General features: G+C 58.9%; 5 protein-coding genes, 2 tRNA genes and 3 rRNA genes. 7 read left to right on the top strand and 3 right to left on the bottom strand.

Annotation, left to right across the window (positions count from 1 at the left end):
• Positions 1-52 precede the first annotated feature (52 nt).
• Positions 53-2,665 (top strand): valine--tRNA ligase, encoded by a 2,613-nt coding sequence (locus HBOR_RS01510; protein WP_006055705.1) that lies wholly within the window; start codon positions 53-55, stop codon positions 2,663-2,665.
• Between the two features lie 44 nt (positions 2,666-2,709).
• On the opposite strand, the gene HBOR_RS01515 is transcribed toward HBOR_RS01510, so the two are convergent.
• The 3 genes from HBOR_RS01515 to HBOR_RS01525 all read right to left on the bottom strand — a co-directional run bounded on the left by HBOR_RS01515 (position 2,710) and on the right by HBOR_RS01525 (position 5,385).
• Positions 2,710-3,996: a DUF6498-containing protein gene (locus tag HBOR_RS01515; protein ID WP_013440425.1), complete on the bottom strand. Its 1,287-nt coding sequence runs from the start codon at positions 3,994-3,996 to the stop codon at positions 2,710-2,712.
• Between the two features lie 72 nt (positions 3,997-4,068).
• Positions 4,069-5,127 carry a quinone-dependent dihydroorotate dehydrogenase gene (locus HBOR_RS01520; protein WP_013440426.1) on the bottom strand — a complete coding sequence of 353 codons (1,059 nt, stop codon included), beginning with the start codon at positions 5,125-5,127 and terminating at the stop codon, positions 4,069-4,071.
• 60 nt (positions 5,128-5,187) lie between these two features.
• Complete coding sequence (locus HBOR_RS01525; RefSeq protein WP_006055708.1) at positions 5,188-5,385, bottom strand: hypothetical protein; 198 nt, start codon at positions 5,383-5,385, stop codon at positions 5,188-5,190.
• 216 nt (positions 5,386-5,601) lie between these two features.
• Between HBOR_RS01525 and HBOR_RS01530 the strand changes: the two genes are divergently transcribed.
• From HBOR_RS01530 to HBOR_RS01555, 6 genes are all read left to right on the top strand, one after another.
• Entirely contained in the window at positions 5,602-5,916 is a 315-nt protein-coding gene (locus tag HBOR_RS01530) for a non-histone chromosomal MC1 family protein (protein ID WP_006055709.1), read from the top strand.
• Between the two features lie 771 nt (positions 5,917-6,687).
• Positions 6,688-8,159, top strand: a 16S ribosomal RNA gene (locus HBOR_RS01535).
• Positions 8,160-8,258: 99 nt separating this feature from the next.
• Positions 8,259-8,330: transfer RNA gene (locus HBOR_RS01540), tRNA-Ala, on the top strand.
• A gap of 224 nt (positions 8,331-8,554) precedes the next feature.
• Positions 8,555-11,471, top strand: a 23S ribosomal RNA gene (locus HBOR_RS01545).
• Between the two features lie 131 nt (positions 11,472-11,602).
• A 5S ribosomal RNA gene (gene rrf / locus HBOR_RS01550) occupies positions 11,603-11,724 on the top strand.
• Together the 16S, 23S and 5S rRNA genes with 2 tRNA genes alongside form the textbook arrangement of a ribosomal RNA operon.
• Before the next feature lie 163 nt (positions 11,725-11,887).
• Positions 11,888-11,963 (top strand) — tRNA-Cys (locus HBOR_RS01555).
• Positions 11,964-12,116 lie beyond the last annotated feature (153 nt).

A 12,116-nucleotide genomic window follows, 5' to 3' on the forward strand; every position in this document is an offset into this window, starting at 1 on the left:
CCCGTACAATCGAGTAACTTAACACGCCTTCCGGTGGTACAACGTTGCAAGAATGCCGAGTGGAGAATACGACCCGGAGACGGTCGAAGCGAAGTGGCAAGATAGGTGGGTCGATGAGGACACGTACTCGTACGACGACAGCGCGGTAGACGCCGACACTGCCTTCTCTATCGACTCGCCGCCGCCGACGGTCTCGGGGAGTCTCCACTGGGGTCACGCCTACGGGTTCACCCTTCAGGACTTCGTCGCTCGGTTCAACCGCATGCGCGGGAAAGAGGTGTTCTTCCCGTTCGGGTTCGACGACAACGGCATCGCCTCCGAGCGACTGACCGAGGACGAACTCGACGTGCGCCACCAGGACTACGACCGGCGCGAGTTCCAAGAGATGTGCCGAGAGGTGTGCGAACAGTATGAGGCCGAGTTCACCGAGAAGATGCAGAATCTCGGTATCTCGATCGACTGGGACCAAACGTACCAGACCATCTCGCCGGAGGTCCAACGCGCCTCGCAGCTCTCCTTTATCGAACTGTACGACGACGGCCGCGAGTACCGCCAGCGCGCCCCGGCTATCTGGTGCCCTGAGTGCGAGACGGCAATCTCGCAGGTCGAAACGGAAGACGACGAACAGGGCAGTCACTTCCACGATATCGAGTTCGAGGTTGTCGATAGCGAGGAAGAATTCGTCATCTCCACGACGCGGCCGGAACTGCTCCCCGCCTGCGTCGCCGTCTTCGTCCATCCCGACGACGAGGAGAACCAGCACTTGGTCGGCGAAGAGGCGCGAATCCCCCTCTTCGGACAGGAAGTTCCGATTATCGAGGACGAGCGCGTCGATCTCGAAACCGGGTCCGGGATCGTCATGTGCTGTACCTTCGGTGACCAGACAGACATCGAGTGGTACCAAGCGCACAATCTCGACCTCCGAATCGCTATCGACGAATCCGGGACGCTCACCGACGTTGCGGGCGAATACGAAGGACTCTCCTCCGAAGAAGCGCGCGAGGCCATCGTCTCGGACCTCGATGACGACGGCGCACTCCTCGACAAGCGCGCGATTACCCACACGGTCAACGTCCACGAACGCTGTGGCACGGGCGTCGAGTTCCTCGTCAAAGATCAGTGGTACGTCGAACTGCTCGATAAGACCGACGAGTACCTCGAAGCGGGCCGCGAGATGGACTGGTACCCCGAAAAGATGTTCACGCGGTACAAAAACTGGATCGAGGGTCTGCAGTGGGACTGGTCCATCTCCCGACAGCGCTCCTCGGGTATCCCGTTCCCGGTCTGGTACTGCGACGACTGCGAACACGTCGTCGTCGCGGAACGCGAAAACCTACCGGTTGACCCACTCTCGGACGACCCGCCGGTCGATACCTGTCCGGAGTGTGACCACGACGAGTTCGTCCCCGAAGACGACGTGTTCGACACGTGGGCGACCTCCTCTTTGACTCCGCTCATCAACGCCGGTTGGGACTGGGACGAAGACGCAGAAGAGATCGTCATCGACCGGGAAGAACTGTATCCGTTCGATGTGCGCCCGCAGGGCCACGACATCATCTCGTTCTGGCTGTTCCACACGGTCGTCAAATGCTACGAACACACCGGCGAGGTGCCGTTCGACAGCGTGATGATAAACGGGATGGTCCTCGACGAGAACCGCGAGAAGATGTCGAAGTCGAAGGGCAACGTCGTCTCGCCGGACGAAGTCATGTCGAAGTACCCCGTGGACGCCGCACGCTACTGGGCCGCGGGCTCCGCCGTCGGCGACGACCTGCCGTACTCCGAGAAAGGCCTCCGCGCCGGCGAGAAACTGCTTCGCAAACTCTGGAACGCGTCGAAACTAGTCGATAGTCTCAGTGAAGACGCCCCCGAGTCGTTCGACCACGACGACCTGAAGCAGATCGACCGGTGGCTTCTCGCGTCTCTCGACCGCGAAATCGAACACGTCACCGAGAAACTGCAGAACCGCGAGTTCTCGAAGGCCCGCGACGACCTGCGGAGTTTCTTCTGGAACACGTTCTGTGACGACTACCTCGAAATCGCCAAACAGCGCGTCCGCGAGAGCGACGACGAGTCGGCGAAGTACACGCTCCGCACCGCGCACCGACGCTTCCTGAAGCTGTTTGCGCCTATCCTCGCGCACGTTACCGAGGAACTCTGGCGCGAGATGCACGAGGAAACCAGCGTCCACCGCGCGTCGTGGCCCGAACCACTCGGACTCGAAGCCGACTTCGAGGCGGGCGAGACGGCGATGGCGGTCGTCGGCGCACTCCGCAAGTACAAGAGCGACAACCAGTTGTCGATGAACGCGCCCATCGACCTCGTGCAGGTGTACGGCGACGTGCAGGACTTCGAGGCGGACATCAGCGGCGTCATGCACGTCGAGGAGATGGAGACCTTAGCGGAAGAACCGCAGATCGAGTCGGTCGTTACCGGCGTTGACCTCGACTACTCGCTCGTCGGACCGGAGTTCGGCGCGCAGGTGCCCGACATCGAGGCGGCACTCGAAGCCGAGGAGTACGAGGTCGGAGACGGCCACCTCCACGCTGCGGGCGTCGAACTCGCCCCCGAGATGTTCACCATCGAAGAAGAGCGTAAGTACATGGGCGACGGCGAAATGCTCGAAGCGGGCGACGCCGTCGTCATCGTCCAGCACGAGAACTGACGCATCCGTCCGCTTTTTTGGAGTTGCGCCCAAGCCGTTCGATTCTAGCGACGCTCGTCGGATTCGGACGTTAACCGCCACGCGACACCGAACGCGTCGGCGACTGCTTCGGGGTTCTCGACGTGTGGGTACGTCAGCGGATGGTTCTCGTTCGCGTCGTCGCCGTTGATTTCCGCAGGGTCGGGAACTGTGAGTTGCACGTCGGGGGAGTCGTCTTCGTCTGTATCGAACGCCATCGTCTCGGTCCCGAACAGTCGATCCACGGCGTCCGTGGTGATGGTCAGGTCGGTCACTGCCCCGCGTTCGAGACGTGCCTGCGGTTCATCTAAGAGAGTGTCGTACACGACGAGAACATCCCCGTAGCACCGATATTCGACTGTTCCGTACCGGAGGTAGCGCGAGATCGCTTTGACTCCAGCGAACACTCCCGCGACGGTGATCGGTATCAGCACAACAACCAGATCACCGCCGAAGAGTGCGAGTGCTGCGGCGATGGCGTAGAATAAGAGCACTACACTGGTGAACGTGTATCGAACGCCCCGGTAGAGTGCGTCCGCGACAGCTACCCACCGGTTGGTCCGGTCGCAGTGTACGGGTTCTCCCGTTGGCTCTGACACTGGAACCGGGAGGATTTCGGTCTCCTCGCTCCCGTACAGGCGGTAGAAGATACCCCGTTTGTCATCGTCGTGTTCGAGTTGGAGCGTTCGCAGGTCGTACAGGAATTTCCCCGCGACGACGACTGCGACGAACGCGTCGCTTCCGGGTGATTCCTCGAACGGTATCGCGGCAAACAGGAGTATTGCGACCGCGAAGAGTTGCTTAAACGGGAGTAGTAACAGCGAACGTGGCGAGTGGTTGCGGTACTCACCGTTTCCGAAGTAGTGAGCGGCCATCTCGATGCCGTGTCCGATGAATACGCTCAGTCCACCAACCAGGATTCGCCCGCCCGTCTCGTCGGTGATGGTTGGATCGGCCAGCCCAAACACTCCGAGTGCGACCGCCAACTCCAACGGAGCAAGGAGGAAGGCGGCGATGACGACGCTCGGCACATTCCGGAGATAGACCGGCGGAAGCGGTCCGGGCAGCGACGTCGAACCGCGCTTGGTCTGTAGCGGACCGAACAGTCCTCGCTCACCGAGGGCGTTGTTCGGGCGCTTGGCCGCGAATGGCATCTTCACCATCGACCAGAACAGGACGACCGCGATTTCGGCGATAAACACGCCGAAGAGAACAGTCGTTGACCACCCGAGAAAGAAGATTCCGAGCGGTGCTACTGCGTTGGACGCGAGCACCGCAAGCACTCCGGAGTCATGGATGGAGGGACGTCGCACAGTTACCGGCTTGACCGAAGCAACAAACAGACACCGTTTTGACGTGATTCCGTTGCGCCGTCGCGGGCCGATTTACAGGTCGGCACCGACGGCTTCGTCGATGGAGTCGAACCCGTCGCGTTCGAGGAGCGTGAGGAGTCCTTCGTTGATGTCGCGCGTGAGGGTCGGCCCCTCGAAGACGAGGCCAGTGTACAACTGGACGAGACTTGCCCCAGCACGAATCTTCGCGTACGCGTCTTCGGCCGAAGCAACGCCGCCGACGCCGACGACCGGCACGTCGGTTCGTTCGGCGACGAAGCGGACCATCTCGGTGGCTCGTTCCTCGATGGGCGCACCGGAGAGGCCGCCGCGTTCCGCACGATTCGGGTTCTGTAGTTCGGCGGGCCGGTCGGTGGTCGTGTTCGTAGCGACGACGCCGTCCAATCCGTACTCGTTGACAACGTCGAGGGCGTCTTCGACGGCGGGGTCGGGTAAGTCCGGTGAGAGCTTCACCAAGAGGGGGTCGGCACCGGCGTCTACGAGTCCACCGAGGATGGCCTCCAACGAATCGCGGTTCTGGAGGTCGCGGAAGCCCTCGCTGTTCGGACAGGAGACGTTGACCGCGACGTAGTCTGCGGCGTCTGCGACCTGTTCGTAGGTGTAGCGGTAGTCCGCGGGCGCGTCCTCGGCGTCGGTGGACTCCGAGAGGGCGAGGTTGACGCCGACGGGAATGTCCGCTCTCGGCCCTGCGGCGAGACGCGCGCCGACAGCGTCAGCACCCTCGTTATTCAACCCCATTCGGTTGATTATCGCGCCGTCTTCGGGGAGACGGAACATGCGCGGGCGGGCGTTGCCGTCCTGCGGTTCGGCCGTCACGCCGCCGACTTCGACGTGTCCGAAGCCGAGCGAACCCAACACGTCGGGTACCTCGGCGTTCTTGTCGAATCCGGCGGCGACACCGACTGGGTTGTCGAACGAACAGCCGAACGCCTCAGTGTGAAGCCTGTCATCTTCGACTCGGTACCGCGTGGCGAGTGCATCCTCGATAGGCGTGTGTTGGACGGTTCGCAGTCCGTGATGAACGAGTCCGTGCGCCGTTTCTGGCGGGAGCGAAAACAGTGCTGGTTTGAGTATCCGATAGAGGAGGCGCATAGGTGATGATCGCTGTGCAGTGTCTCTTTCGTCCGAGGCGAGTCGTTCCATCGGACGCCGTCAGAAGTCGTGTTCGACTTCGTCTGGATCAGCCTTCTGGATGATAATCTTGCCGTCCCGGACTCGCACGAACACCTCGTCGCCGATTTCCATTCCGGCAACGGCGAGTTCGTCTTCGTGGAGGTTCACGTGGACATTATGGTACTCGCCGTTCTCGTCTTTCGCGCCACTCGGGCTGAGCTTCTTTTTCCGGACCATCGGGGGTCTCTCTGTTCGATGCTTCGCCGTAGGATATACATAAGTGTTGTCTACCCGCTCCCCACCTTATTAAAAAACAACGCTGATTTCCCCGATTGCGCTCGTTTTCGATCTCGGAATCTGCCGCTATTTATATACACCTCGCCGCCGCCCCCCGTTTTTCGCCGATATATTTATGGCGGACCATGTGTTCGGTTGCCATGGAGGTCAAAAATCATGGTACGCGAGGACGGTAAACGGAACTTCGTACTACGTGAGGAGAATGGCACGGAGTCGAGTGTCTTCTCTGGAAGTATGCCCCGCCAAGCCGCCTTGAAGGCAGCTCGCCGTCTCGATCCGGTCGATTCGGAAGATAAGGCGCGAGAGCAAGCAACAGAGATTCGTCTCCGCGAGAAAGGCACCGACAAAGTACACATCTTCGACGCGTGGGCGTGGGTAGACGACGCGCCGGACGACAAGCCGGACTGGATGGAGGGTGACATCACGAAGGGGAACGTCTCAAAGCAGGGGATCGAACACCTCGAAGAATAAATTCGGGATTCCCTTCGGTTTTCTTCGCGTACGCGCGTACGGGAGCGACTTACGAGTCCGCATCCGACACGGCTTTGGCGGTCCCCCGGTGACAAGTACTTGCGCGGCTACCACCCGGTCCGACCCGACGCAAAATGCGAGGAATGACTGACCGGCCTCCGACCGCGCGACATCTTACACGCTGAGCGACGCCGCTGTTTCTCGCCTTACACAGTGCCTCCCAAGCCTACTCCTCACGATGAGGGTATGAAATCGCATGACGAAGCGCCATCGGTTCGACGGCCTTTTATGTTCCCCTGCCATTCGTAGAAATACGCGGGGCGCCCCGGGATACTCCCGGAGCGCCACTCTCTCCGAACGCCCTTGACCCCACCGTCGCCCTCGTGCCACTGGGAGTGCATCGCACTCTCACGCCACGAACGATACGACGGGCTTAAGTGGTCAAGAACACTTCGGAAGAATGCGAACGACACACCGCGACCGCAGCACGGTTCAACCCCGTGCTGCACCTCGGACACACGGTCTCTTCGGAGGCCAACGAAACGCACAAACCGACGCCCTTAAGGCGTCGAACGTGCTACAACCAAGTCCGAAGTCATGAGGATTCCACCCCTGCGGTCCGCCGTACAGATGGGATCTGATGTTAGCCTTGGTAGTTCGGTGCCACCCGTTCGGTGACACCGAGCACCACGAACGGACCACGCAATGATTGGTGATTCCCTCTCCCACGAGAGGAAATCCCGCCACCCTCCTGGCAACAGCCAGGAACCCATTCCGGTTGATCCTGCCGGAGGCCATTGCTATCGGAGTCCGATTTAGCCATGCTAGTTGCACGAGTTCACACTCGTAGCATATAGCTCAGTAACACGTGGTCAAGCTACCCTGCAGACACGGACAACCTCGGGAAACTGAGGCTAATCCGCGATACCGATCCCACGCTGGAATGCCGGGATCCACAAACGCTCCGGCGCTGCAGGATGCGGCTGCGGCCGATTAGGTAGACGGTGGGGTAACGGCCCACCGTGCCGATAATCGGTACGGGTTGTGAGAGCAAGAGCCCGGAGACGGAATCTGAGACAAGATTCCGGGCCCTACGGGGCGCAGCAGGCGCGAAACCTTTACACTGCACGCAAGTGCGATAAGGGGACTCCGAGTGCGAGGGCATATAGTCCTCGCTTTTGAGAACCGTAAGGCGGTTCTCGAATAAGAGCTGGGCAAGACCGGTGCCAGCCGCCGCGGTAATACCGGCAGCTCAAGTGATGGCCAATCTTATTGGGCCTAAAGCGTCCGTAGCTGGCCACGAAAGTCCGTCGGGAAATCCATCTGCCCAACAGATGGGCGTCCGGCGGAAACTTCGTGGCTTGGGACCGGAAGGCTCGAGGGGTACGTCCGGGGTAGGAGTGAAATCCCGTAATCCTGGACGGACCGCCGATGGCGAAAGCACCTCGAGAAGACGGATCCGACAGTGAGGGACGAAAGCTAGGGTCTCGAACCGGATTAGATACCCGGGTAGTCCTAGCCGTAAACAATGTTCACTAGGTGTGGCACAGGCTACGAGCCTGTGCTGTGCCGTAGGGAAGCCGAGAAGTGAACCGCCTGGGAAGTACGTCCGCAAGGATGAAACTTAAAGGAATTGGCGGGGGAGCACTACAACCGGAGGAGCCTGCGGTTTAATTGGACTCAACGCCGGACATCTCACCAGCTCCGACTACAGTAATGACGATCAGGTTGATGACCTTATCACGAGCTGTAGAGAGGAGGTGCATGGCCGCCGTCAGCTCGTACCGTGAGGCGTCCTGTTAAGTCAGGCAACGAGCGAGACCCACACATCTAATTGCCAGCAGCAGTTCCGACTGGCTGGGTACATTAGATGGACTGCCAGTGCCAAACTGGAGGAAGGAATGGGCAACGGTAGGTCAGTATGCCCCGAATGAGCTGGGCTACACGCGGGCTACAATGGCCAGAACAATGGGTTGCAATCTCGAAAGAGAACGCTAATCTCCTAAATCTGGTCGTAGTTCGGATTGAGGGCTGAAACTCGCCCTCATGAAGCTGGATTCGGTAGTAATCGCATTTCACAAGAGTGCGGTGAATACGTCCCTGCTCCTTGCACACACCGCCCGTCAAAGCACCCGAGTGAGGTCCGGATGAGGCTATCGCAAGATAGTCGAATCTGGGCTTCGCAAGGGGGCTTAAGTCGTAACAAGGTAGCCGTAGGGGAATCTGCGGCTGGATCACCTCCTAACGATCGGGACCAGGCCGACGCGCCTGGCCCACCTTACCGGTCCGTTCACACCGCTCAACCCGCCGAACGGGCACCCTAGAACTACCAAGGCTAACACGGGCCCATAGCTCAGCGGCAGAGCACCTCCTTTGCAAGGAGGAAGCCCTGGGTTCAAATCCCAGTGGGTCCATACTCTCCGGGACTCAAACTCAATCCGTGCCCCTTAAGTGTGGGCAGGAACGAGACTGAATCCCGAAGACGAAACCGATGCACTATCCCGCGAGAGCGCGGATAGGAAGGGTTCGACGAACGCTCCGGCAGCCACCGGACGTTCAATGACAACCGTATGTACGCGTGCAATCCAGACGCCCACTGAACCCGTTCACCCGGGAACACGTGGACGTCCGAAACAACTGTAACTGGCTACTGTACTGGCTGGTGAATGGCTCGGCTCGAGAGCCGACGAAGGACGTGCCAAGCTGCGAAAAGCCTGAGGGAGCCGCACGGAGGCTAAGAACTCAGGATCTCCGAATGGGAATCCCTACAACAATTGCCAACGCGCAATAGGGAACGTTCCGAATTGAAACATCTCAGTAGGAACAGGAACAAAAAGCAATCCGCGATGTCGTTAGTAACGGCGAGTAAACGCGACACAGTCCAAACCGAATCCGCAAGGAAATGTGGTGTACGGACAATCTACAACGGATCACCAACACACGAGAAGTCTCCTGGAACGGAGCGTGATACAGGGTGACAACCCCGTATCGTGTGAACGCGATCCCGAGATTGCTCCAGAGTAGCGGGGGTTGGATATCCCTCGTGAATCTCGCAGGCATCGACTGCGAAGACTAAACACTCCTCGAGACCGATAGCGAACAAGTAGCGCGAGCGAACGCTGAAAAGCACCCCGAAAAGGGCGGTGCAATAGGGCCTGAAATCAGTCAGTGATAGAGCGACAGGGCATACAAGGTCCTCGGAAAAACGACCGTGGGGCGACCCACTAGTAGGAATCCGAGGAAGCCGGTGTTCTGTCGTACGTTTTGAAAAACGAACCAGGGAGTGCACTTACTTGGCGAGTCTAACCGGATCATCCGGGAAGGCGCAGGGAAACCGACAAGGCCGCAGCATTGCGAGGGCCGCCGTGTTCAAGCGCGGGGAGTCAAGTGGGTGCGACCCGAAACCAGATGATCTACACGAGGGCAAGACGAAGCGTGGCGAAAGCCACGTGGAGGTCTGTTAGGGTTGGTGTCTTACAATACCCTCCCGTGACCCGTGTGTAGGGGTGAAAGGCCCATCGAATCTGGCAACAGCTGGTTCCAGCCGAAACATGTCGAAGCATGACCTCAGCCGAGATAGTCTGCGAGGTAGAGCGACCGATTGGAAGACCCGCCTCCGAGAGGAGTCGGCCTTCCTGTCGAACTCCAAACTTGCAGACGTCGTAGACGCTGGGAATCCGGACTGCGGGGTAAGCTTGTGGTCCGTGAGGGAGACAACCCAGAGCCGGGTTAAGGTCCCCAAGTGTGGATTAAGTGCGATCGAAGATTGTCTCGAGCCCTAAACAGCCGGGAGGTGAGCTTAGAAGCAGCTACCCTCTAAGAAAAGCGTAACAGCTTACCGGCCGAGGTTCGAGGCGTCGAAAATGATCGGGGCTCAAATCCACCACCGAGACCTGGCAGCAGGCGACACCATACGCCTGACCTAGTAGGCTGGCATACTGTGCGGGTGGAAGCTCGGGCGAGAGCTCGCGTGGACCGCTCAGTAACGAAAATCCTGGTCACAGTAGCAGCGAGAGTCGGGTGCGAACCCCGACGACCTTACGAGTAAGGGTTCCTCGGCACTGCCAATCAGCCGAGGGTTAGTCGATCCTAAGTCTCACCGTAACTCGAATGAGACAAACGGGAAACTGGTTAATATTCCAGTACCATCACCACTCAAAGCCGACGCTTTGGGAAACTTCAAGCCGGGCCTTCGCCCGGTCGAATCACGGAAGCTCGTGGAAGCCGTAACGGCACGAAGCGAACGAAGCGTGAGACAGCGCAAGTTGAAGGTACCTAGAGCCCGTGAAAAGGCAAGCGTGATGATCGTACCGAGATCCGACACAGGTACTCTGGCGGAGAAAGCCAAGGTCTGTCGGGATCAACCGACGTTAGGGAATTCGGCAAGTTAGTCCCGTAAGTTCGCGATAAGGGATGCCTGCTCCTGACCGAGCAGGTCGCAGTGACTCGGGCGCTCCAACTGTCTAGTAACAACATAGGTGACCGCAAATCCGCAAGGACTCGTACGGTCACTGAATCCTGCCCAGTGCAGGTATCTGAACACCTCGTACAAGAGGACGAAGGACCTGTCAACGGCGGGGGTAACTATGACCCTCTTAAGGTAGCGTAGTACCTTGCCGCTTCAGTAGCGGCTTGCATGAATGGATCAATGAGAGCGCCACTGTCCCAACGTTGGGCCCGGTGAACTGTACGTTCCAGTGCGGAGTCTGGAGACCCCCAAGGGGAAGCGAAGACCCTATAGAGCTTTACTGCAGGCTGTCGCTGGGACGTGGTCGCTGATGTGCAGCATAGGTAGGAGACACTACACAGGTATCCGCGCTAGCGGACCACCGAGTCATCATTGAAATACTACCCGTCAGTGACTGCGACCCTCACTCCGGGAGGAGGACACCGGTAGCCGGGCAGTTTGACTGGGGCGGTACGCGCTCGAAAAGATATCGAGCGCGCCCAAAGATTTCCTCACGCGAGTCGGAAACTCGTGGAAGAGCGCAAGAGCACACGGAAGTCTGACAGTGTCATTCCCAACGAGTGACGCTGACGCGAAAGCGTGGTCTAGCGAACCTACGAGGTTCATTCATGGGACCCGTAGATGACAGAAAAGCTACCTTAGGGATAACAGAGTCGTCACCGGCAAGAGCACATATCGACCCGGTGGCTTGCTACCTCGATGTCGGTTCCCTCCATCCTGCCTGTGCAGAAGCAGGCAAGGGTGAGGTTGTTCGCCTATTAAAGGAGGTCGTGAGCTGGGTTTAGACCGTCGTGAGACAGGTCGGCTGCTATCTATTGGGGGTGTTACGGTACTTGACGGGAACGATCGTATAGTACGAGAGGAACTACGATTGGTCGCCGCTGGTGTATCGGTTGTCCGAAAGGGCAGATGCCGAGTAGCTACGCGACACGGGGTAAGAGCTGAACGCATCTAAGCTCGAAACCCACCTGGAAAAGAAGTACCACCGAGGACACTTGTAGAAGACAAGTTCGATAGACTTGGGATGTACGTGCCGAGGCAACGAGGCATTCAGTCCACGAGCACTAACAGTCCAAAGCCACATTCATACGTTCATCGGACCAGTCCGCTGGTTTCGGATGAACGGGTTCAGGCGTTAACTGGATTGCACGCATACATACGGTATCGAACCACCAACGACTGGTGTTTGAACGATGGTTCGATTCCATCGGTTGGCGTTAAGGCGGCCACAGCGGTGAGGCAACACCCGTACCCATCCCGAACACGGAAGTTAAGCTCGCCAGCGTGATAACAAGTACTGGAGTGTGCGAACCTCTGGAAACATTATCTCGCCGCCTCCTACTCATACTACAACGCCCACACGGGTCGGCCCGTGTGGGCGTTTTTCATTTCGAACGGACGCATAGACGCAGCGAGAGCCAGCGACAGCCATCTCACTCGATCACCGACGTCGAAGTCGCAGACCGCTAGGCTTAAGCGCAAGACACAACTACAGAAAACCGCGCCAAGGTGGCAGAGTTCGGCCTAACGCGTTCGCCTGCAGAGCGAATCTCCGCCGGTTCAAATCCGGCCCTTGGCTTTTCTATTCGAGCGAAACCATTTTGAGAGGTAGCTTCGGATTCGAACTCAAGGCAGATCTCGAGCTTCAAACCCGGGGTGTGACTTACTTTTCGACGGTACGCGCGCGGGTACTGCCTTCGACGGGTACACCACTGACCGCCTGACGAAACGA

The organism is Halogeometricum borinquense DSM 11551 (assembly GCF_000172995.2).
Classification (GTDB): Archaea; Halobacteriota; Halobacteria; order Halobacteriales; family Haloferacaceae; genus Halogeometricum; species Halogeometricum borinquense.

Coding starts and splice junctions, on each gene's coding strand:
- HBOR_RS01525 (WP_006055708.1), bottom strand. CDS start 5,385: ATGGTCCGGAAAAAGAAGCTCAGCCCGAGTGGCGCGAAAGACGAGAAC.
- HBOR_RS01520 (WP_013440426.1), bottom strand. CDS start 5,127: ATGCGCCTCCTCTATCGGATACTCAAACCAGCACTGTTTTCGCTCCCG.
- HBOR_RS01510 (WP_006055705.1), top strand. CDS start 53: ATGCCGAGTGGAGAATACGACCCGGAGACGGTCGAAGCGAAGTGGCAA.
- HBOR_RS01530 (WP_006055709.1), top strand. CDS start 5,602: ATGGTACGCGAGGACGGTAAACGGAACTTCGTACTACGTGAGGAGAAT.